This window comes from Ensifer sp. D2-11 (assembly GCF_054161295.1).
This window is the reverse complement of the sequence record NZ_CP096433.1, coordinates 791,417-812,993: the sequence shown is the minus strand read 5'-3', so window position 1 is coordinate 812,993 and position 21,577 is coordinate 791,417. Positions and strand designations below refer to the sequence as shown.

Genomic DNA, 21,577 nt, shown 5'->3' with positions numbered 1-21,577 from the left:
CATGTTTCTCATGCGGCCAGCGTCTGCGCAGTGCGCTCGTCCGTGATGAGCCCGCTCAGGAATCCGCTCTCCAGGACCGCGCGTATAGGGCGCGTCTTGACCCTGCCCCCGGCAATCGCCACGGTGCGGCGGTTCTTCAGGTCCTGCCGGCCAAGCGTGAAAGTGCGGTTCGAAAGCGCGGTCTCGATCGGCCTGCCCTTCTCGTCGAAGAAGTGGCCGAGCAGCTCGCCGACGCCGCCCGCTTTCTGGATCTCCGCTATTTCGCGCATCTCGATCATCCCGGTCGCCACAAGCGACGCCTCGCGCTCGGCCGTGCCGATTCCGACCATCAGAAGGTCGGCCGACTTCGCGAGATCGAAGACCTCACGCACGCCGCGCTGGCTGAAAAGGACATCGCGATCCTCGACCGTGTTGGCGAAGAACGGCACCGGCATCACATAGGCTTCGGCGCCCGTGCGCTCTGCCAGGCGGTGGATCACGTCATGCGGATTGGCGGAGAATTTTCGCGTGAGCCCGCCGAGCAGCGAAACGAAGCGCGTATTGTTGCTCGCCGTGCGCGGCATGTACTCGATGCTGGCTGCGAGCGTGCGTCCGTGGCCGACGCCGATCAGCGCCGTCTCTCCGCGCTCGATCTCGCGCCTGAGAAACTGTGCCCCGGAGATGCCGAGCGCCTTCAGCGGCAGGTCGTCGCTGTCGAAGTCCGGGACCACCTCGCAATAGTCCAGGCCGTAACGGCTGGAAAGCTTCTGCTCCAGCTCGACGCATTCGGAAACGTCCCCGTCGATATAGACTTTCACCAAGCCTTCCTGATTGGCCTTCATGATCAGCCGGTGCGCTTTGAGCGACGTCAGTCCCAGACGCTTGGCGACCTCGGCCTGGGTCAGCCCGCCCGCGTAATGCAGCCAGGCGGCGCGGGTCGCCATGCTCGCCTCGTCGTCACGGACAGCCATTCCACCGATGATCGCCATATCCTCCGCCCATGCTGCATTGCATGATAATTTTTGCAGCGCATGATATTTTTATCTCGATATGAAATAATTTTCATGGGTTGAAAAATTTGTCAAGTCTCAGTTGGTGGCATGCAGAAAAAACGCGGGCACATCGGCGATGCGTTCCGCTGAGTTTTCGAAAAGCCAAGGGAGTCTGGCGAGCGGGAGAAGCGGAGGCCGGTCTCTCTACTGACCGAGATTCTTGATGTAGAGAGACAGGAGCTGGGTTTGCGAGGAAATGCCGAGCTTCCGATAGACGTTGCGGCGGTGGACTTTGACCGTGCCCGTCGAGATGCCGAGCTTCAATCCGATCGATTCGGAAGAATGCCCCTGAAGCACGAGTTCGATGATGGCGGCTTCCCGCTCGGTGAGGTTGAGATGCCGCCAGACCCCGTCTGCCGGCGGATGCGCCGCCTTCCGGCGGCCCCTGCCCTTTTTCGCGAGCGCCGTATCGAAGCGACGGTCGAGTTCCGCCCAATGATGGCGCACGAAAGCGGCCACCAGCGGCTCCGCCTTCTTCAGCAGTGCGAATTCCGTCGCGCTGAAGACGCCCGTCGCCTCCCGCCGCATCAATGAGAGGACGACGGTGACCTGTTCGCTGACCGGCACGAAGAAGCCGACCTCCTCGGCAAGCCCCGTCTGGACGTAGTAGGTCCGGTAGTATTCGCTCGAGAAGAAGCGGTCGGGCGCCAGTTCCCGCATGCGCCACACGCCGGGCTTGGGGGCACGAGCGGCGTGATAGAACGGATCGAGCAGATAAGGTCCGGCCTGATAGAGGCTCACGAAGAGCACGTGATCCTCGGCGTCGAACGTACTGTAAAGGTCGAGCGGCCGTTCTTTTCCCCGGTAGGCGAAGACGACGACATAATCGAACGTCATCAAGGTGGACATCAGTCCCCGGAATGTGCAGCCGACAGCCTCGTCATCCATCGGCGCGCCGTTTACCAGCGGCGCCATCGCCTGAAAAAGTCTGTCGAGGTCGATGCCCAAACGGTTCTCCCGGCTCGCTCCGCCGCTCTGGGGTATACTCCTTCCACAGGGCGCTTTGGGTTGAAATACCTCTCTTGGGGTATATACCGGCCCGGGCGCTTTTGACTAGGCTATCCGATAATGACGGTGGAAGCGGCGGTGCATGAACCGCGAGCAATTCCAAGAACGACCGCAGGGAACAGACGTGACATCCGCTTCGACGAACGACATCGAATTCCGTTCGGTCGCCAAACGCTATGGCAGCGTGACGGCGGTATCGGACATCAACCTGACGGTGCCGAAGGGCGCCTTCGTTGCGCTGCTCGGCCCATCCGGCTGCGGCAAGACCACATGCCTGCGCATGATCGGCGGCTTCGAGCAGCCGAACGAAGGCATGGTCTATATCGGCGGCCAGCCGATGAACGGCGTGCCTGCCTATCGCCGGCCGGTCAACATGGTGTTCCAGCAATATGCGCTTTTCCCGCATCTCGATGTCGAGCAGAACGTCGCCTACGGCTTGAAGCAGATGCGCCCCCGTATCCCGGCGGCCGAGATCACCCGGCGCGCCCAGGAGGCGCTGGAGATGGTCCGACTCGGCGGCTTCGGCAAGCGCCGCATCCACGAAATGTCCGGCGGACAGCAGCAGCGCGTGGCGCTCGCCCGCGCCATCGTCAACAAGCCGAAGGTGCTGCTCCTCGACGAGCCGCTCGCAGCGCTCGACAAGAAGCTGCGCACCGCCATGCAGATCGAGCTGCAGAGCCTGCAGCGCGAGCTCGGCATCACCTTCGTGCTCGTCACGCACGATCAGGAAGAGGCGCTCTCGATGAGCGACTTCGTCTGCGTCATGAGCACTGGCCGCATCGTGCAGATCGGGCCGCCGCAGGAGATCTACGACCGCCCGGCAAGCCTCTTCGTCGCCGATTTCGTCGGCAAGACCAACCGCATTGCCGGGACGATCGAACCCGGCGCCGGCGCCGTCATCCTCGCCAATGGCGTCGGACTTGCCAAGCCCGCCCGCGCCAACGGCACGGCAGGCCCGGTCATGGTGGCGCTGCGCCCGGAGGCGATAAGCCTGGTGCGCGACGGCAGCGCTGCGCTGCGGGGCACGGTGACCCACCGCATCTTCCTGGGCTCGTCCGTCGAATATTCGGTCGAGGTCGAGGGCCTCGGCGATTTTCTCGTTACCGCCGACCGCCGCAGCCTGAACGACCACGATCTCGCCGAACCCGGCGAAAGGATCGGGCTCAGCTTCGACCCGAATGCAATGCATGTCTTTCCGGCCTGAGGGGCCCGATCTGCCGCAATCAATTGACGTCAACGATAAGGGAACAGCATCATGACCAAGTGGTACAGAGAGAATGCCCCGATCACCGCGGACAAGCTTGCCGACGAGCTGATGCGCCTGAAGCGCGGCTCCGTTTCGCGCCGCCACTTCCTTGGCGTCACCGGCCTCGGCCTCGCGACGGCCGTATTGGCGCGCCAGCCCGGCCTCTTCAACTCCGCCGCTTACGCCGCCGGCGACCTCGGCACGCAGATGTCGATCGCCACCTGGCCGAACTATCATGATCCCGCCACCTTCGAAGCCTTCACCGCCGCGACCGGCGTCGCGGTCGAAGTCAACGTCTTCGGTTCGAACGAGGAAATGCTGGCGAAGCTGCAGGCGGGCGGCACCGGCTGGGACCTCTTCGTGCCCACGAACTACACGATCTCGACCTATGTGAAGCTCGGCCTGATCGACGAGCTCGATCTTTCCAAGCTGCCCAACTACGACGCCTCGACGGAAAATGCCCGCTTCACCAATGAAGGCATTGTCGACGGCAAGACCTATGCCGTGCCGAAGAACTGGGGAACCACCGGGATCGCGGTGAACTCCGACAAGATCAAGGCGCCGGTTGCGAGCTGGAAGGACTTCTTCGAGATTGCGATGACGGAAGCCGATGGCCGTGCCATGGTGCACGACTATCAGCTCACCACGATCGGCAATGCGCTGGTCTCGCTCGGCTTCTCCTTCAATTCGATCAAGCCCGAAGAGCTCGCCAAGGCCGAAGAGCTGCTGATCAAGGTCAAGCCGCATCTCTATGCCATCAACAGCGACTATCAGCCGTCGATGCGCGCGACCGATGCCTGGATGACGATGTGCTGGACCAATGACGGGGCCCAACTCAACCGCGACATGCCGGAGATCAAGTTCGTGCTCGGCAAGGACGGGGGCGAGATCTGGTCGGATTTCTACGCGATCCCGAAGAGTGCAGCGAACAAACCCGCCGGCTATGCCTTGCTCGATTACCTGATGACCCCGGCAAACGCCGTGAAGGAACACATCGCCAACGGCGCGCCGACGACCGACAGCCGCGTCATGAAGCTGCTTCCGGCCGATGTCACCTCGAACAAGATCGTCTATCCGGACGAAGCAGCCCTCACCCCGCTCGAGTTCGGCGCCGCGGTGACGCTGACGGATCCGGGCCGCGCCGAGTTGATGGCGCGTTTCAAATCGGCTTGAGCTCGCGATTTGCCCCTCACCCTAGCCCTCTCCCCGCTCGCGGGGAGAGGGGACAGGCTCGCGGCCGCCGCGAGTCCCCTTCGCCCCGCTTGCGGGGAGAAGGTGGCCGGCAGGCCGGATGAGGGGCTATCTCAACACGCATTCTGACGGACAAATCATGCGCGTGGCAACGAACACGAAGAGGAACCTGGTTACGGCGGCGTTGATTGCGCCGGCGGCCGTGTGGCTCACCGTCTTCCTGGTTCTCCCATTCATCGCCATGCTCGTCTTCGCCTTTGGCGAGCGGGCGCCTGAAGGCGGATACCAGCCGGCTTTCACCTTTGCGCAGTTCGCCAATCTGCCGACGCGGGCGGCCGCGTTCTGGAATACGCTGATGCTCGCCCCGGCAGGCGCCCTGCTCTGCCTCGTCGTCGCCTATCCGGTCGCCTATTACCTCGCCGTCAAGGCAAACCCGCGCTACCGACTCATCCTCGTCTCGCTTGTCGTCGTTCCGTTCTGGACGAGCCTGCTCGTGCGTACCTATGCCTGGATGTACATCCTCGGCTCGCGGGGCATTCCCAATCTCCTGTCGATGATCGGCATCGAGGACGTCCGCATGCTGAACACGCCCGGCGCCGTGCTGCTCGGCATCGTCTACGGCTATCTGCCGCTGATGATCATGCCGATCTATGTGAGCCTGGAAAAGCTCGACCGCCGCCTGATGGAGGCTTCCGCCGATCTTGGCGGCAAGCCCGTCTCCACCTTTCTCGGCGTCACTCTGCCGCTGTCGCTGCCGGGCGTCATGACGGGCGTCGCGCTCGTCACCATCCTGCTTCTCGGCGAGTATCTGATCCCGCAGCTGCTCGGCGGCGGCAAGGTCTTCTTCATCGGCAATGCGCTGGTCGATCTCTTCCTGCAGTCGCGGAACTGGCCCTTCGGATCGGCGATCGCCGTGACCCTCGTCGCCGTCGTCGTCGTCGTCCTCATGGTGGCGATGCGGATCGCCTGGAAAGTCGCCGGAACAAGACAGGTGGATCTCGTCTGATGCGCGCCTTCATCTCCTCCGTCTATCTCTTCCTCTATGCGCCGATCGCGCTGGTCGTGCTCTTCTCGTTCAATGCCGGCCGCAATGCGAGCGAGTTCACGGGCTTTTCGCTCACCTGGTACGGCAAGGCGCTCGGCAACACATTTCTCGTCTCGGCGCTGCAGAACAGCCTGATCATCGCGTTCACCAGCGCCACGCTTGCCGCCGTCTTCGGCACCATGGCCGCACTGGGCATGGAGCGGCTTGGCTCTCGCATGCGGGCGCTCTTCGATGCACTCTTCGCCGCGGCGATCGTCGTCCCGGGCGTCGTCATCGGCATCGCGACACTGGTCGCACTCGTCGCGGTCTTCTCCTTCGTCAACCCGACGATCGCAGCCCTCTGGCCCGGCGAGCAGCCGCCGCAACTGGGACTCGGTTACGGCTCCATCATCGCCGCCCATGGGCTCTTCTCGATGGCGCTCGTCACCATGATCGTCAAGGCGCGCATCGCGAGCCTCGGCCGCGACATCGTCGAGGCGTCGGGCGACCTCTATGCGACGCCGCTCACCACTTTCAGGCTGATCGTGCTGCCGCAGATCATGCCGTCGATCCTCGCGGGCTTTCTCCTCGCTTTCACCTTCTCCTTCGACGACTTCATCATCGCCTTCTTCGTCGCCGGCTCGAAGACGACCCTGCCGATCTATGTCTTCGCCTCGATCCGCCGCGGGGTGACGCCGGAAATCAACGCGATCGCGACCCTGGTCCTGGTCGCCTCGCTGTTACTTATCCTGACCGCCCGCGTGCTCATGCGCGAAAAGAAAAGCAAATCCGGGGAGTGAAACAATGATCCTGAACAACCGGATCGCGATCGTGACCGGAGCGGGCTCCGGAATCGGCCGGGCGGGTGCCGCCATCATAGCCCGCGAAGGCGCACATGTGGTGGTCGTCGACCGCAGCGTGGAAGCCGCAGGCGACACCGTGGCAGCGATCGCCGCCGGGGGCGGCAGCGCTGAAGCGCTCGCGGTCGACGTCACCGACGACGACGCGCTTGCGGACGGCATTGCCGATATTCTCTACCGGCACGGACGGATCGACATCCTGCACAATCACGCCGGCGCGCAGGTCGCCGGCGACCTGGAAGAGGTCGAGGTGGCGGGTTTCGACCGGTCCTGGAACCTCAACGTCCGCGCCCATTTCATGGCCGCCCGCCTTGTCATGCCCTCGATGAAGAAGGCAGGCCGCGGCGTGATCGTCAACACGTCTTCCTCGTCAGGCGTTCTCTACGATCGTGAGATGATCGCCTATACGACGACGAAACACGCAGTCATCGCCATGACCCGGCAGATGGCGGGCGACTATGCGAAATACGGCGTCAGGGTGAACGCTCTTTGCCCCGGCTGGGTCGACACGCCCTTCAACGAGCCCTTCATCGACCAGATGGGCGGGCGCGAGGCCATCGAAGCCTATATCCGCGAGAGGGTTCCGCTCGGCCGCTGGGCGAGCGTCGACGAGATCGCCGAGTCTATCCTCTTCCTTGTTTCCGACCGTTCCTCCTACATGACCGGACAGATCCTCGTGGTGGACGGGGGCGAGACGGTGGTCTGATCGCTGAATCCTTTCTCGAGGGACTTGCGGCAGATCGCTGATTCGACTCGCAAAACTCACCTTCGCTCAGTTGCCGCGTGAAGCCCTTGACTCAGTTTTTCAGCTTGAGCCGCCGGCGCGTCTCGCTGGGGCTTTCCCGATAATGCGCGCGATAGCTGCGCGAAAATGAAGACGACGAGTTGAAGCCGGAAATCGCCGCTATGTCGGCGAACTCCATCCGCGTTTCGATGACCTTGCGCCGTGCAGCGTTGAGCCGCAGCGCCAGATAGTGTTCGTGCGGCGCGACGCCCATGGTCTCCTTGAAGAGATCCTGAAGGTGCCGGGCGCTGACACCCACGCGCCGCGCCAGCCGCGCGAGCGTCAGCGGAGCCTCGACCGTTTCTTCCATCAGCTTGACCGCGGCGCCGACGCGGGTGTCGAGAATGCGCATGTTGCCGATTGCGGGTACCTGCAGGAGGTCGCCGCGGGTGCGTTCCTGCTCGTAGATGAAAAGGCGCGACACTTCGAGCGCCAGCGAATAGCCGTGCGCGCGGCGGATCAGTTCCAGCATCAGGTCCAGCGTCGGCAGCGAGCCGCCGGTGGTGATGCGTTTTCGGTCGATGACGAAACGCTCGCGCACCATCGTCACCTGCGGATAGGCGGCGGCGAAATCCTCGAAATCCTCCCAATGGGTGGTGGCCGAGAAATTGTCGAGGAGGCTCGTCTCCGCCAGCAGCCAGGAGCCGGATTCGATGCCGGCCATCATCTCGCGGTGCCGCGCCGTCTGCGACAGGAGCATCTTGAGCTGCGAGGTGGCGCTGCGCTGCCAGTGGTAGCTGGAAAGCACGAAGAGCGGCGCCGTCTCGCGCTGCGGACGGAAGGCGCCGGCCACCGGAACGGGAATGCCGCTCTTCGTTTCGATCGCCCTCCCGTCCGGACTGAACAGGCTCCAGCTGTAAAGCGTCCGCCCGGCGATGCGGTTGGCGGCGCGCAGCGGTTCGATAACCGATGCGACAAGGATGAGATTGGTCTCCGGCAGGATCAGAAGATCGATATGCTGCGCCTGCGCGATGCTGCTGTCCAAGGCAAAACTTCCTCCAGAGAATTCCGATAATGTATAGGATGGTTCTATCCATGAAAAGCAGCGCCGCACTTTCTGGCTCGTAATACGGACAACGAAAGGGAGGACATCAATGCCGCTCAGCATGAACCGCGAGGTGTTCATCACATGCGCCGTCACCGGCGCCGGAGACACCGTCTCGAAATCCAGCCACGTTCCGGTCACGCCGAAACAGATCGCCGAGTCGGCGATCGAGGCCGCCAAGGCGGGTGCCGCCGTCGTCCACTGTCACGTCCGCGATCCCGAGACCGGCGCGCCTGCCCGGCGGCTCGATCTCTACAGGGAAGTGACCGATCGCATCCGCTCCGCCGATATAGACGTGGTGCTCAATCTGACCGCCGGCATGGGCGGAGACCTCGTTTTCGGTAACGTCGAGAGCCCCTTCCCCGTCAACGAGAAGGGCACGGACATGGCCGGCGCCACCGAACGTGTCGCGCATGTCGCCGAATGCCTGCCGGAAATCTGCACGCTCGACTGCGGCACGATGAATTTCTCGCTGGGCGATTACGTCATGACCAATACGCCGTCGATGCTGCGCGAGATGGCACGGCAGATGACCGCACTCGGCGTGCGTCCGGAGATCGAGGCCTTCGACACCGGGCATTTGTGGTTCGCCAAGCAACTCGCCGAAGAAGGCCTGATCGAGGATCCGGTGCTGATCCAGCTCTGCATGGGCATTCCGTGGGGCGCGCCGGACGATCTCAACACCTTCATGGCCATGGTCAACAACGTGCCCTCGAACTGGACCTTCTCCGCCTTCTCGATCGGCCGCAACGCCATGGCCTATCCCGCCGCCGCGGTCCTTGCCGGCGGCAACGTCCGCGTCGGCCTGGAAGACAATCTCTATGTCGGCAAGGGCCAGCTCGCGACCAATGCCCAGCTCGTGGAGAAAGCGGTCTCCGTCGTCGAGAGCATGGGCGCGAAGATCATCGGTCCGGAAGAGGTCCGCAGGAAGCTGAAGCTGACGAAGCGGTAAGAGTCAGTTCGGCCCCTCATCCGCCTGCCGGCACCTTCTCCCCGTTGAAACGGGGAGAAGGACGCAAGCCGTAGGCGCCCAGTCCCCTCTCCCCGCCTGCGGGGAGAGGGTTAGGGTGAGGGGCATACTCGACTGGAGGGGTAGACTAGGATTCCAAGGAATCGAGGAGAGGGGAATGACCACAATCACCAAGGCCGCCTGTATCGGCGGCGGCGTCATCGGCGGGGCCTGGGCTGCGCGTTTTGCGCTTGCAGGTATAGACGTCAACATCTTCGACCCGCATCCGGAAGCTGAGCGCATCATCGGCGAGGTCATGGCGAATGCGGAACGCGCCTATGGCATGCTGACCATGGCGCCGCTGCCGCCGCGCGGCAAATTCACCTTCTGCAGGAGCATTCAGGAAGCGGTCGAGGGCGTTGACTGGATTCAGGAAAGCGTGCCCGAACGGCTGCCGTTGAAGCGCGGCGTCATCAACGAGATCGATGCGGCCGCCCGGCCCGACGCCCTCATCGGCTCCTCCACCTCGGGCCTGCTCCCGTCCGACCTGCAGGCCGAGATGAAGCACCCCGAACGCATGTTCGTGGCGCATCCCTATAACCCGGTCTATCTGCTGCCGCTGGTCGAACTCGTCGGCGGCAGGAAGACTTCGCCGGAAACGATCAGACGCGCCGGGGAAGCGGTCGCCGAGATCGGCATGAAGGGCGTCGTCATCGCCAAGGAGATAGAGGCCTTCGTCGGCGACCGCCTGCTCGAAGCGCTCTGGCGCGAAGCGCTCTGGCTGATCCAGGACGACATCTGCGATACCGAGACGCTCGACGACGTCATGCGCTATTCCTTCGGCATGCGCTGGGCACAGATGGGTCTCTTCGAGACTTATCGCATCGCCGGCGGCGAAGCGGGCATGCGCCACTTCCTCGCCCAGTTCGGCCCCTGCCTCAAATGGCCCTGGACGAAATTCACCGACGTGGTCGATCTCGACGACGCGCTTGTCGAGAAGATCGGGGCACAATCGGACGCGCAGGCCGCCGGTCGCTCCATCCGCGAACTCGAACGCATCCGGGACGAAAACCTCGTCGGTATCATGCATGCCTTGAAGGCCGGCGACGGCGGCAAAGGCTGGGGTGCCGGCAAGCTGCTCGCCGATTTCGAGAAGCGGCTTTGGGAAAAGGGCGGCAGCCCGTCGAAGAGCTTGGACGCGTCCGGGCCGCTACGTCTGGTCGATACCAAGGTCAACGCCGCCTGGGTCGACTACAACGGCCACATGACCGAGCATCGCTACTTGCAGCTCTTCGGCGACACCTCCGATGCACTGCTCAAGGTGATCGGCGTCGACTTCGCCTATGTCGAGGCCGGCCACAGCTACTACACGGTCGAAAGCCACATCCGCCATCTCGGCGAAGCCAAGCTCGGACAGGCGCTCTATACGACCCTGCAGCTCCTTTCGTCGGACGAGAAGCGCATTCACTTCTTCACGCGCATTCACGATGCGGCTTCGGGCGATGTCATCGCCACCGCCGAACAGATGATGCTGCATGTCGACGCCAAGGCCGGCAAGTCCGTGCCGGCTCCGGCGGAGGTGATGGCCAAGCTGAAGCCGATCGCGGAAGGTCATGCGAAGCTGGACGCGCCTGATGGCGCGGGGCGGCATGTAGGGCAGAAGCGGTGACGGAGATGTTGGCGGGATAAGAGCCCCTCATCCGCCTGCCGGCACCTTCTCCCCGTCCTGACGGGGAGAAGGGATATGCCGCAGCCGCTTGCACCCCATCTACCGTGGGGCACGTCCCCTCTCCCCGCGAGCGGGGAGAGGGTTAGGGTGAGGGGCAGAGGGGCAGACACTGCCCGAGAGCTCCGCAGTGGATCGTTGAGGAGCGATCTGCCGCGCGGACCAGAATGGACGAGGGAGAACAATGAATTTCGCACTGACCGAAGAACAGCAGATGATCGTCGACACGGTCCGCACCTTCGTCGAGACCGAGATCTATCCGCATGAGAACGAGGTCGAGCGGACCGGAGTGGTGCCGCGCGAACTCGGGCAGGAAATCGCCCGCAAGTGCAAGGAGCTCGGCTTCTTTGCCTGCAACTTCCCGGAAGAGGTCGGCGGCGCCGGCCTGGACCATCTGACCTTCACGCTGGTCGAACGCGAGCTCGGACGCGGGTCCATGGGCCTCACCGTCTTTTTCGGGCGGCCGTCCGGCATCCTGATGGCCTGCAACGAGGATCAGCGCGAGCGATACCTGCTCCCGGCCGTCCGCGGCGACAAGTTCGACGCGCTCGCCATGACCGAGCCGGATGCCGGCTCCGACGTGCGCGGCATGAAGTGCTTCGCGCGGCCGGACGGCGACGACTGGGTCGTCAACGGCACGAAGCATTTCATCAGCCATGCCGATATCGCCGATTTCGTCATCGTCTTCATCGCCACCGGCGAGGAGCAGACGCCGCGCGGACCGAAGAAGAAGATCACCTGTTTCCTGGTCGACCGCGGCACCCCGGGCTTCGAAATCCGCGAGGGTTACAATTCCGTCTCGCATCGCGGCTACAAGAACTGCATCCTGACTTTCGACGACTGCCGGCTGCCTTCCGCCCAGATCCTCGGCGAGGTTCATAAAGGCTTCGATATTGCCAATGACTGGCTCTACGCCACGCGCCTGACCGTGGCCGCCACCTCCGTCGGCCGCGCCCGTCGCGCCTTCGATTACGCGCTCTCCTACGCGGCCGAGCGCAAGCAGTTCGGCAAGCCGATCGGCGCCAATCAGGGCGTCTCCTTCAAGCTTGCCGACATGATCACCGAGATCGACGCGGCCGACCTCCTGACGCTCTCGGCCGCCTGGCGGCTCGACCAGGGCCTGCCGGCCAACCGCGAGATCGCTTCGGCCAAGGTCTTTGCCACCGAAATGCTCGCCCGCGTCACCGACGAGGCGATCCAGATCTATGGCGGCATGGGCCTCATGGACGACCTGCCGCTCGCCCGCTTCTGGCGCGACGCCCGCGTCGAGCGCATCTGGGATGGGACGTCGGAGATTCAACGACACATCATCAGCCGCGATCTGCTCCGGCCGCTGGGGGCTTGAGTGATGCGGCAGCGCTTTAGTTTCGGCAGTTTGCCCCTCACCCTGGCCCTCTCCCCGCGCGCGGGGAGAGGGGACGCCCTTTGCGCAGTGGCTGCAGTTGAGCAGAATGGCGCGGCATATCCCTTCTCCCCGCTTGCGGGGAGAAGGTGGCGGCAGCCGGATGAGGGGCATGGCAGCGTTCGGAAGGTGACGCAATGACCACCCCTCCCCGCTCCCTCGACCGTCTCATCCGCCCACGCTCCATCGCCGTCTTCGGCGGCAAGGAGGCGCGCCGCGTCATCGAGCAATGCGACAAGATGGGCTTTGCCGGTGACATCTGGCCGGTCCATCCGCGCGAAGAAGAGATCCTCGGCCGCCGCTGCTACCGCTCGGTGGCCGACCTGCCGGAGGCGCCGGATGCCTCCTTCGTCGGGGTCAACCGCGCGCTCACGATCGAGATCATCCGCGATCTCGCCACGCGCGGCGCCGGGGGTGCCGTCTGCTACGCATCCGGTTTCCGCGAGGCGGCAAACGAGCTTGCCGATGGCAACGACCTGCAGGAGGCGCTCGTCGCGGCGGCCGGCGACATGCCGATCGTCGGCCCCAACTGCTACGGCTTCATCAACATGCTGGACGGCGCGCTGCTCTGGCCCGACCAGCACGGCATGCCCCGGGTCGAACGCGGCGTCGCGATCCTCACGCAGTCCTCGAATATCGCATGCAATATCTCGATGCAGAAGCGCGGGCTGCCGCTGGCCTATGTCATGACGGCAGGCAACCAGGCGCAGACGGGCCTTTCCGACATCGCCTGCGCCGTGCTCGAGGATCCGCGCGTCACCGCCGTCGGTCTCCATATCGAAGGCTTCGACAGCATCGAGGCGCTGGATAGGCTTGCCGCCCGCGCCCGCGAGCTGCGCAAACCCGTGGTCACGCTGAAGGTCGGGAAATCGGAAGCCGCCCAGCTTGCCACCGTCTCCCACACCGCCTCGCTGGCCGGGAACGACCGGGTCTCCTCGGCCCTGCTCGCCCGCCTCGGCATCGGCCGCGTCGACACGCTCCCCGAGCTGCTCGAAACCCTGAAGCTGCTGCATCTTCATGGGCCGCTGCCCAGCGCCGATATCTCCTCGATGAGCTGTTCGGGCGGCGAGGCATCGCTGATGGCGGATGCCGGCGTCCGGCGCAAAGTCAATTTCCGGGCACTCAGGGAGGAACAACGCCAGCCGCTGCGCGAAAGCCTCGGCGAAATGGTGACGATCGCCAATCCGCTCGACTACCACACGTTCGTCTGGGGAAATCGCGAGAAGCAGACGGCCGCCTTCACGGCCATGATGCACGGCGGCTACGCGCTCAACCTGATCGTGCTCGATTTCCCGCGGCTCGATCGCTGCGACGCGGCCGACTGGGTCACGACCTGTGAGGCGGTCATCGATTCGACGAAGGCTACCGGCGCGGTCGCCGGCATCGTCGCCAGCCTCGGCGAGAACATGCCCGAGGAAACCGCGATCTCTCTGGTGTCGGCGGGCGTCGTGCCCTTCTTCGGTATCGACGAGGCGCTCGCCGCCGTCGAGACCGCCGCTGCGATCGGCGCGGTGTGGGCGAAGCCCGCAGCACCTCCCCTCCTTCGCTCGCGTCCTGAGGGAGGCGAGATCGTCACCCTGAGCGAAGCCGAGGCGAAGGATGAGCTCGCAGCCGCGGGCGTCATCGTTCCCGGCGGCAGGAGCGCCGCGACAGTCGAGGAAGCCGCGGCGGCGGCCGAGTCCCTCGGCTTCCCCGTGGTCCTCAAGGGCCTCGGCGTGGCGCACAAGACCGAAGCCGGTGCGGTCAGGCTCAATCTGACAAACCGTGACGAGGTCATCGAGGCGGCGCGCGGCATGGCATCGGTCGCCTCCGGCTACCTCGTCGAGAAGATGATCGCCAAGCCGGTGGCGGAACTGATCGTCGGGGCGACGCGCGACGCGGTCGCAGGTCCGGTGCTGACGATCGGCGCGGGCGGCATTCTCGTCGAATTGCTGGAGGATTCTGCGATCCTCACGCTGCCGGTCACCGAAGGGAGTATCCGCGATGCGATTGCGGGGCTCAAAATCAGCAGGCTGCTCGATGGCTATCGCGGCAATCCGAAGGGCGATATCGACACCTTGATACGTACTGTCGCTGCCGCGGCATCCTATGTCGTTGCAAACGCTTCCAAACTCGAAGAACTCGATATCAATCCTATAATGGTGCTGCCGGACGGCCACGGAGCCGTTGCCGCCGACGCCCTGATCCGCCGGAGGAAATGACGCCCATGACCGGACCGATCCTTACGCGCCGCGAAGGCGGCATTCTCGAAGTCACGATCGACCGGCCGAAGGCCAATGCCATCGACCTGAAGACCAGCCGCGTCATGGGCGAGATCTTCCGCGATTTCAGGGACGACCCGGAGCTTCGGGTCGCGATCATCACCGGCGCCGGCGAGAAATTCTTCTGCCCCGGCTGGGACCTGAAGGCGGCGGCGGAAGGCGACCCTGTCGATGGAGATTACGGCGTCGGGGGTTTCGGCGGCATGCAGGAGCTGCGCGACCTCAACAAGCCCATCATCGCGGCCGTCAACGGCATCTGTTGCGGTGGCGGCCTGGAGATCGCGCTTTCGACCGACATCATCCTCGCAGCCGAACATGCGAGTTTCGCACTCCCGGAAATCCGCTCGGGTACGCTCGCCGATGCCGCTTCGATCAAGCTGCCGAAGCGCATCCCCTACCATATCGCCATGGACATGCTGCTCACCGGCCGCTGGCTCGACGTGGTCGAAGCGAACCGCTGGGGCTTCGTCAACGAGATCCTGCCGGCCGGACGGCTGATGGACCGCGCGTGGGAACTGGCGCGCCTGCTCGAAAGCGGCCCGCCGCTCGTCTATGCCGCAATCAAGGAAGTGGTCCGTGATGCCGAGGGCCGGGACTTCCAGACGACCATGAACAAGGTCACCCGTCGCCAGTTCAGGACAGTCGATGTCCTCTATTCGAGCGAGGACCAGCTCGAGGGCGCCCGCGCCTTTGCGGAGAAGCGCGACCCGGTCTGGAAGGGACGCTGAGATACGCGGCCGCTTCGGCCGCGGACAGAGTGGAAGCCGGGGGATGCCGGCCTTTCAGCGTGACGCGCCGCGAGCACCGGCGCTTGCGGCTGAGCAGTCATTCCATAAGACAGGCTTATGGAAAAGATTTATAATTTAGGACGTTACAAGCCCCGTCCAAGCGGTTAGCCTTATGGATGAACAGCGCGGATAACGCGCAAAGAGACCAAATGAGGAGGTCAGGATAGAGACGATCACGGTGGACTGCAAACCACCTCCGGCCATCTCGACCGATGGCAATACGCGAACACTCTACCAATCACAACGAACGGCGAATGCCGGCTGAAGAAGGGAACAGGGGAATGAGCGATTACAAAGACTATTTGGCACGTCAGGTCATGCTCGGCAAAATGAACCGGCGTGAATTTCTCGGACGCGCTGCCGCCCTCGGCATTGCCGCGTCGACGGCGAATACGCTCTTTGCGTCCAGCGCCGCGGCGCAGGAGCCGAAGCGCGGCGGTCACCTGAAGCTCGGCCTCGAAGGGGCCGCTGCCACCGACTCGCGGGACCCGGCAAAGGCGCTGTCGCAATTCATGTTCGTGGTCGGCCGCAACTGGGGCGACATGCTCGTCGAGAGCCACCCGACGACCGGCGAACCGGTGCCGGCGCTTGCAGAATCCTGGGAACCCTCCGCCGACGCCGCCACCTGGACCTTCACGATCCGCAAGGGCGTCAAATTCCACGACGGCAAGGAACTGACGATCGACGACGTCATCAAGACCCTGCAGCGACACACGGACGAAAAGTCCGAGTCCGGCGCGCTCGGTGTGATGAAATCAATCAAGGAAATCAAGGCCGACGGCGACAAGCTCGTCCTGACGTTGACGGAGGGCAATGCGGACCTGCCGCTGCTGCTCACCGACTATCACCTCATCATCCAGCCGAACGGCGGCACGGACAATCCCGACGCGATGATCGGGACCGGCCCCTACAAGGTCGCAAGCTTCGAGCCGGGCGTACGCGCCACATTCGAAAGGAACGCCGACGACTGGCGCACCGACCGCGGCTACGTCGATTCAGTCGAACTGATCGCGATGAACGATGCGACGGCGCGCATCGCGGCGCTGTCCTCCGGCCAGGTCCACTTCATCAACCGCGTCGACCCGAAGACGGTCAACCTGTTGAAGAAGGCGCCGACCGTCGAAATCCTCAATACGTCGGGCCGAGGACATTACGTCTTCATCATGCATTGCAACACGGCGCCGTTCGACAACAACGACCTGCGCATGGCGCTGAAATATGCGATGGACCGCGAGACTCTGGTCCAGCGCATCCTCGGCGGCTACGGCAAGGTCGGCAACGACTTCCCGATCAACGACACCTATGCGCTCTTCCCCGAAGGTATCGAGCAACGCGCCTACGATCCGGACAAGGCGGCATTCCACTACAAGAAATCCGGCCATAGCGGTCCGGTGCTGCTGCGCACCTCGGACGTCGCTTTCCCCGGCGCGGTCGATGCCGCTGTCCTCTACCAGGCGAGCGCCAAGAAGGCGGGCATCGAGATCGAGGTCAAGCGCGAGCCGGGCGACGGCTATTGGTCCAACGTCTGGAACGTCCAACCCTTTTCGACATCCTATTGGGGCGGGCGTCCGACCCAGGACCAGATGTACTCCACCGCCTATCTCTCGACAGCCGACTGGAACGACACCCGCTTCAAGCGTCCGGATTTCGACAAGATTCTGCTCGAAGCACGTTCCGAGCTCGACGAGGCCAAGCGCAAGGACATGTACCGCACCATGGCGATGATGGTGCGCGACGAAGGCGGCCTGATCCTGCCGATGTTCAACGACTTCGTGAACGCGGCCGGTAAAACGGTGAAGGGCTACGTCCACGACATCGGCAACGACATGTCGAACGGCTATGTCGCGACCAGGGTATGGCTGGACGCCTGATGATGGAAAGCGGACCGATCACGGGTCCGGTCGTGACGGATGCGACCGCAGGCGAGACAGCCCTGCGGTCCCCCGATCTTTCCGGTGTCCCAGCCAAACCCAACCCGACCGCCGACGAGCTCGGCGGCACGTTCTGGCGGCGCTTCGCCTTTCGCCGTCCTCTCGCGGCGCTGATCCTTCAGCGCCTGGGACTGAGCGTCGGCCTGCTCTTCGCCGTGTCGCTGATGATCTTCGGCGGCATCGAGGCGTTGCCCGGCGATTTCGCCACCACCTATCTCGGTCAGTCGGCGACGCCGCAGGCCGTCGAGAACATCCGCAAGGATCTCGGGCTCGACCGCCCCTGGAGCGAGCGCTATCTCAGCTGGCTCGGCGGCGCCGTGCAGGGTGATTTCGGCACGTCCTGGGCGAGCAGGAATTCCGTCAGTGAGCAGATCGGCAACCGCCTCGGCAACTCGCTCTTCCTCGCCTTCTTCGCGGCGCTCATCTCCGTGCCGCTCGCCGTGGGGCTCGGGATGCTCGCGGTGCAATTCCGAAACCGCCTGCCTGACAAGATCATCAACGTGATATCGCTTGCGGCGATCTCGCTGCCGGAGTTCTTCATCGGCTATCTGCTGATCATGTTCTTCGCCGTCAAATGGGGCGTCGCCACTTTCCCGGCGACCGTTTACGACAGCATGGGCTTCACCGAGCGGCTTTCGGCGATCGCACTTCCGGTCGCGACGCTCGTGCTCGTGGTCCTCGCCCATATGATGCGCATGACGCGCGCGGCCATCCTCAACGTCATGTCGTCCGCCTATGTGGAAACCGCCGAACTCAAGGGGCTCGGCACGTTCCGCATCATCGCGCGCCACGCCGCCCCCAATGCCGTGGCCCCGGTCATCAACGTCATAGCGTTGAACCTCGCCTATCTGGTCGTCGGCGTCGTCGTCGTCGAAGTCGTCTTCGTCTATCCCGGCATGGGGCAATACATGGTGGATGCCGTGACGGTGCGCGACATGCCCGTCGTGCAGGCATGCGGGCTGATCTTTGCGGCCTTCTACATCTTCCTCAACATGGCGGCCGACATTCTCGCCATTCTCGCCAATCCGAGATTGAGGCACCCGCGATGAACCTGAGATCTATTCCCTTCAGCGCCTGGATCGGCATCATCGGCATTGCGGTCGCACTTCTGTGCGCCCTCTTTGCACCCGTCCTCGCGCCTTTCGGCGAGCGTGAGGTGGTCGGCGAGATCTGGCTGCCGGCAGGCGGCGATTTCCTGCTCGGCACGGACAATCTCGGCCGCGACCTGCTCTCGCGCCTGATCTACGGAGCCCGTACGACCATCTTCGTGGCGTTGGCGGCAACCGTCTTGTCGTTCGCTCTCGGCATGATCCTGAGCTTCACCGCGGCAGTAACGGGCGGCTTCGTCGATCAGTTCTTCTCCCGCTTCAACGATCTGATGATGGCGGTGCCGACGCTGATCTTCGCACTCGTCGTTCTCGCGGTGCTGCCGCAGCATCTCTGGATCCTGGTCCTCGTCATGGCCGTGCTCGACTCGACGCGCGTCTTCCGCATCGGCCGCGCCGTCGCCCTCGATGTCGCGGTGATGGAGTTCGTCGAAGCGGCGCGGTTGCGCGGCGAAGGCAATGTCTGGATCATCTTCCGGGAAATCCTGCCGAACACGCTGTCGCCGCTGCTCGCCGAGTTCGGTCTGCGCTTCGCCTTCTCGATCCTGTTCCTCTCCACCCTCTCCTTCCTCGGCCTCGGCATTCAGCCGCCGGCCGCCGACTGGGGTGGCATGGTCAAGGACAACAAGGACGGCATCATCTTCGGCATATCGGCCGCGCTCATCCCGGGCGCCGCGATCGCCGCACTCGCCATCTGCGTCAATCTCGTCGTCGACTGGCTGATGAAGCGCACCTCGAGCCTGAAAGGAGGCCGCGGCGATGCCTGAGCTGCTTTCCGTCAAGAACCTGAAGATCGAAGCGACGAGCTATCCGCCGGGCGAACCGCCGAAAGTGGTGACGCTGGTCGAGGACGTTTCCTTCGATCTTCAAAAGGGCAAGGTGCTGGGTCTGATCGGCGAGTCCGGCGCCGGCAAGTCGACGATCGGCCTCTCAGCGCTCGCCTATGGCCGCGGCGGTTGCCGCATCACCGGCGGCGAGGTGCTGCTCAACGGCCGCGACATCCTGAAGCTCGGCCGGGGCGGAATCAATTCGGTTCGTGGACGTCATGTCTGCTACGTGGCGCAATCCGCCGCCGCAGCCTTCAATCCCGCCCACAAGCTCGGCGACCAGGTGATCGAGGCGTCTCTGCGCCACGGCATAATGAACCGTGACGAGGCGACCAAGCGTGCGCTCTATCTCTTCCGGGTGCTCGGCCTTCCCAATCCGGAAACCTTCGGAGACCGCTACCCCCATCAGGTATCGGGCGGGCAGTTGCAGCGCGCCATGACCGCCATGGCGCTCTGCCCCAACCCGGAACTGATAGTCTTCGACGAGCCGACCACGGCGCTCGACGTGACGACCCAGATCGACGTGCTCGCCGCGATCAAGCACGCGATCGAGGAGACCGATACCGCGGCCCTCTACATTACCCACGATCTTGCAGTCGTCGCCCAGATCTCCGACGACATCATGGTTCTGCGCCACGGCAAGACCGTCGAGTACGGCACCACCAAGCAGGTGATCGAGGCTCCGAGGGAAGAATACACCCGCGCCCTCGTCAGCGTCCGCCAGGCGAAACGCGACGAAGCTCCGGACCAGACCGACACGCTTCTCAAGATCGAACATGTGCATGCCGGTTACGCCAACGGCTTCAAGGTATTGCACGACGTCTCGATGCACCTGCCGAAGGGCCAGACACTGGCAATCGTCGGCGAATCGGGCTCAGGCAAATCGACGCTCGCGCGCGTCATCACGGGCCTGCTGCCGCCGAGCGAAGGGCGCATCACCTTCGAAGGAAAGGAACTGCCGAAGGCGCTGAAAGGCAGGACGAACGATGAGCTGCGCCGGATCCAGATGATCTATCAGATGGCCGACACGGCGATGAATCCGCGCCAGACGGTGCGCGAGATCGTCGGCCGGCCGCTCTCCTTCTACTTCGGCATGCACGGCGCCAAAAAGACCGAGCGGGTGAAGGAACTGCTGGACCAGATCGAAATGGGGACGCGCTTCCTCGATCGTTACCCGGCCGAGCTTTCCGGCGGACAGAAGCAGCGCGTCGCTATCGCCCGGGCGCTCGCCGCCAAACCGGAGCTCATCCTGTGCGACGAGCCGACCTCGGCGCTCGATCCGCTGGTGGCGGAAGGCATCCTCAACCTGCTCCTGAAGCTGCAGGAGGAAACCGCGGTTTCCTATGTCTTCATCACCCATGACATCGCCATCGTCCGGGCAATCGCCGACAGCGTCGCCGTCATGCATCGCGGCCGGCTGGTGCGTTTCGGCCCGAAATCGAAGGTCCTTTCGCCGCCCTTCGACGATTATACCGATCTTCTCCTGAAGTCGGTTCCCGAAATGGAAATCGGCTGGCTGGAAAAGGTGCTGAAGACGCGGCGGATGGAGAGCGCCGGCAATTGAATGCGTGTGGCGGCCGCCACGCGCATCCGTCAATATTCCGCCGGAATGGTCAGCACCTCGGCCTCCGGCGCCTCCAGGAAGCGCCGGACCGCAGAAGGCAGATGCCGCGATCCGAACGGAAGCAGCCCGCAGCGCGAAAGCATCTGGCGTTTGTCCGGATCCAGCCCGATATGACGCCAGATCATCCGCGAGGCGTAGGGCAGGTTCTCCTTGCGCCACGAGACCCCCATCGTGGTGCCGCGCAGATAGACCCGCTGGTGCACCTCGAATGGCATCAGGATCGTCTGCGCCAGCATCGACGCCTGCCCCACCGTGCGCTCGGCTATGAAGATGCGGTTTCGCCAGAAGGTGACAAGGCCGACATATTTCGAGAACTGCTCGATCTCGTTCGCCTTATCGCGAATGCGCTCGATCGACTTCACCCGGATCGAGCCACCTTCCTCATAGATATGCGCGCAGGAACAGACGACGAAACCGGGCCAGGAGAGCGAAAGGTGATAGGTCTGGTAGTAGCCGAAATGGTGGCGAAGGGCTGCGGCATCGCCGGGGAATCCTTCCAGAAGCTGACCCGCTTCCAGGCGGTGCCGCTCGGGGCGGATCATGCGGGCTTCGAAGAGCTTCGGCGCCAGTGAGAAATCCTCGGCCGAAAGCCCGAAGAACGCCGCGATCCGCGCTACATTGTGAGCGGAAGGCCGCGCCTCGCCATTGATGTAGCGGTTGAACTGCTGACGGTTGATGCCGATCTCCCGGCAAACCTGCGAGATCGAGCGCCGCGTCGCACAGGCAAAACGCAGATTTGTTGCGAATGTGTCGTCCTGCTGCAAGTGCTCCACC

Annotated in this window: 18 protein-coding genes; 14 read left to right on the top strand and 4 right to left on the bottom strand. The window is 63.8% G+C overall.

The features are described 5' to 3' along the window. Positions 1-8: 8 nt before the first annotated feature. The gene (locus M1D34_RS03890) at positions 9-968 is read right to left on the bottom strand and encodes a sugar-binding transcriptional regulator (protein ID WP_003536397.1); all 960 of its coding nucleotides are present in this window, start codon (positions 966-968) and stop codon (positions 9-11) included. 207 nt (positions 969-1,175) lie between these two features. Next, positions 1,176-1,979, bottom strand: a complete 804-nt coding sequence (locus tag M1D34_RS03885) for a helix-turn-helix transcriptional regulator (protein ID WP_003536398.1) — start codon at positions 1,977-1,979, stop codon at positions 1,176-1,178. Positions 1,980-2,121: 142 nt separating this feature from the next. Here M1D34_RS03885 and M1D34_RS03880 point away from each other — a divergent pair, with 142 nt between their 5' ends. From M1D34_RS03880 to M1D34_RS03860, 5 genes are all read left to right on the top strand, one after another. After that, positions 2,122-3,243, top strand: a complete 1,122-nt coding sequence (locus tag M1D34_RS03880) for an ABC transporter ATP-binding protein (RefSeq protein ID WP_498780767.1) — start codon at positions 2,122-2,124, stop codon at positions 3,241-3,243. Between the two features lie 51 nt (positions 3,244-3,294). Further along, positions 3,295-4,458, top strand: a complete 1,164-nt coding sequence (locus M1D34_RS03875; RefSeq protein ID WP_498780765.1) for a polyamine ABC transporter substrate-binding protein — start codon at positions 3,295-3,297, stop codon at positions 4,456-4,458. Between the two features lie 157 nt (positions 4,459-4,615). Then, complete coding sequence (locus tag M1D34_RS03870) at positions 4,616-5,482, top strand: ABC transporter permease (RefSeq protein WP_498780763.1); 867 nt, start codon at positions 4,616-4,618, stop codon at positions 5,480-5,482. Beyond that, positions 5,482-6,300: an ABC transporter permease gene (locus tag M1D34_RS03865; protein WP_498780761.1), complete on the top strand. Its 819-nt coding sequence runs from the start codon at positions 5,482-5,484 to the stop codon at positions 6,298-6,300. The genes M1D34_RS03870 and M1D34_RS03865 overlap by 1 nt, the downstream gene beginning before the upstream one ends. Before the next feature lie 4 nt (positions 6,301-6,304). Then, on the top strand, positions 6,305-7,066 hold the full coding sequence (locus M1D34_RS03860; protein WP_498780759.1) for an SDR family NAD(P)-dependent oxidoreductase: 762 nt from the start codon (positions 6,305-6,307) through the stop codon (positions 7,064-7,066). A gap of 91 nt (positions 7,067-7,157) precedes the next feature. On the opposite strand, the gene M1D34_RS03855 is transcribed toward M1D34_RS03860, so the two are convergent. Further along, complete coding sequence (locus tag M1D34_RS03855; RefSeq protein ID WP_014526942.1) at positions 7,158-8,129, bottom strand: GlxA family transcriptional regulator; 972 nt, start codon at positions 8,127-8,129, stop codon at positions 7,158-7,160. A 109-nt stretch (positions 8,130-8,238) separates the two neighbouring features. Here M1D34_RS03855 and bcoG point away from each other — a divergent pair, with 109 nt between their 5' ends. From bcoG to M1D34_RS03810, 9 genes are all read left to right on the top strand, one after another. Continuing rightward, positions 8,239-9,141 (top strand): 3-dehydrocarnitine:acetyl-CoA trimethylamine transferase BcoG, encoded by a 903-nt coding sequence (gene bcoG / locus M1D34_RS03850; protein WP_003536409.1) that lies wholly within the window; start codon positions 8,239-8,241, stop codon positions 9,139-9,141. Between the two features lie 175 nt (positions 9,142-9,316). Further along, positions 9,317-10,807: a carnitine 3-dehydrogenase gene (locus M1D34_RS03845; protein ID WP_498780756.1), complete on the top strand. Its 1,491-nt coding sequence runs from the start codon at positions 9,317-9,319 to the stop codon at positions 10,805-10,807. Between the two features lie 241 nt (positions 10,808-11,048). Further along, positions 11,049-12,209: an acyl-CoA dehydrogenase family protein gene (locus M1D34_RS03840; RefSeq protein ID WP_498780754.1), complete on the top strand. Its 1,161-nt coding sequence runs from the start codon at positions 11,049-11,051 to the stop codon at positions 12,207-12,209. 194 nt (positions 12,210-12,403) lie between these two features. Beyond that, positions 12,404-14,467 (top strand): acetate--CoA ligase family protein, encoded by a 2,064-nt coding sequence (locus tag M1D34_RS03835; RefSeq protein WP_498780752.1) that lies wholly within the window; start codon positions 12,404-12,406, stop codon positions 14,465-14,467. Between the two features lie 5 nt (positions 14,468-14,472). Continuing rightward, complete coding sequence (locus tag M1D34_RS03830; protein ID WP_013844655.1) at positions 14,473-15,255, top strand: carnitinyl-CoA dehydratase; 783 nt, start codon at positions 14,473-14,475, stop codon at positions 15,253-15,255. A gap of 341 nt (positions 15,256-15,596) precedes the next feature. Next, on the top strand, positions 15,597-17,186 hold the full coding sequence (locus M1D34_RS03825) for an ABC transporter substrate-binding protein (RefSeq protein ID WP_003536654.1): 1,590 nt from the start codon (positions 15,597-15,599) through the stop codon (positions 17,184-17,186). Beyond that, positions 17,171-18,295, top strand: a complete 1,125-nt coding sequence (locus tag M1D34_RS03820) for an ABC transporter permease (RefSeq protein ID WP_164819221.1) — start codon at positions 17,171-17,173, stop codon at positions 18,293-18,295. The genes M1D34_RS03825 and M1D34_RS03820 overlap by 16 nt, the downstream gene beginning before the upstream one ends. Next, positions 18,292-19,119, top strand: a complete 828-nt coding sequence (locus M1D34_RS03815; protein ID WP_003536650.1) for an ABC transporter permease — start codon at positions 18,292-18,294, stop codon at positions 19,117-19,119. Before M1D34_RS03820 ends, M1D34_RS03815 begins: the two co-directional genes overlap by 4 nt. Beyond that, a complete protein-coding gene (locus tag M1D34_RS03810) occupies positions 19,112-20,743 on the top strand; it encodes an ABC transporter ATP-binding protein (protein ID WP_003536648.1) in 1,632 nt (543 codons plus the stop codon). Before M1D34_RS03815 ends, M1D34_RS03810 begins: the two co-directional genes overlap by 8 nt. Before the next feature lie 29 nt (positions 20,744-20,772). Here M1D34_RS03810 and M1D34_RS03805 read toward each other — a convergent pair whose 3' ends face one another. Beyond that, positions 20,773-21,567 (bottom strand): helix-turn-helix domain-containing protein, encoded by a 795-nt coding sequence (locus M1D34_RS03805; protein WP_003536646.1) that lies wholly within the window; start codon positions 21,565-21,567, stop codon positions 20,773-20,775. Positions 21,568-21,577 lie beyond the last annotated feature (10 nt).

Coding starts and splice junctions, on each gene's coding strand:
- M1D34_RS03890 (WP_003536397.1), bottom strand. CDS start 968: ATGGCGATCATCGGTGGAATGGCTGTCCGTGACGACGAGGCGAGCATG.
- M1D34_RS03880 (WP_498780767.1), top strand. CDS start 2,122: ATGAACCGCGAGCAATTCCAAGAACGACCGCAGGGAACAGACGTGACA.
- M1D34_RS03875 (WP_498780765.1), top strand. CDS start 3,295: ATGACCAAGTGGTACAGAGAGAATGCCCCGATCACCGCGGACAAGCTT.
- M1D34_RS03870 (WP_498780763.1), top strand. CDS start 4,616: ATGCGCGTGGCAACGAACACGAAGAGGAACCTGGTTACGGCGGCGTTG.
- M1D34_RS03865 (WP_498780761.1), top strand. CDS start 5,482: ATGCGCGCCTTCATCTCCTCCGTCTATCTCTTCCTCTATGCGCCGATC.
- M1D34_RS03860 (WP_498780759.1), top strand. CDS start 6,305: ATGATCCTGAACAACCGGATCGCGATCGTGACCGGAGCGGGCTCCGGA.
- bcoG (WP_003536409.1), top strand. CDS start 8,239: ATGCCGCTCAGCATGAACCGCGAGGTGTTCATCACATGCGCCGTCACC.
- M1D34_RS03845 (WP_498780756.1), top strand. CDS start 9,317: ATGACCACAATCACCAAGGCCGCCTGTATCGGCGGCGGCGTCATCGGC.
- M1D34_RS03840 (WP_498780754.1), top strand. CDS start 11,049: ATGAATTTCGCACTGACCGAAGAACAGCAGATGATCGTCGACACGGTC.
- M1D34_RS03835 (WP_498780752.1), top strand. CDS start 12,404: ATGACCACCCCTCCCCGCTCCCTCGACCGTCTCATCCGCCCACGCTCC.
- M1D34_RS03830 (WP_013844655.1), top strand. CDS start 14,473: ATGACCGGACCGATCCTTACGCGCCGCGAAGGCGGCATTCTCGAAGTC.
- M1D34_RS03825 (WP_003536654.1), top strand. CDS start 15,597: ATGAGCGATTACAAAGACTATTTGGCACGTCAGGTCATGCTCGGCAAA.
- M1D34_RS03820 (WP_164819221.1), top strand. CDS start 17,171: ATGGCTGGACGCCTGATGATGGAAAGCGGACCGATCACGGGTCCGGTC.
- M1D34_RS03815 (WP_003536650.1), top strand. CDS start 18,292: ATGAACCTGAGATCTATTCCCTTCAGCGCCTGGATCGGCATCATCGGC.
- M1D34_RS03810 (WP_003536648.1), top strand. CDS start 19,112: ATGCCTGAGCTGCTTTCCGTCAAGAACCTGAAGATCGAAGCGACGAGC.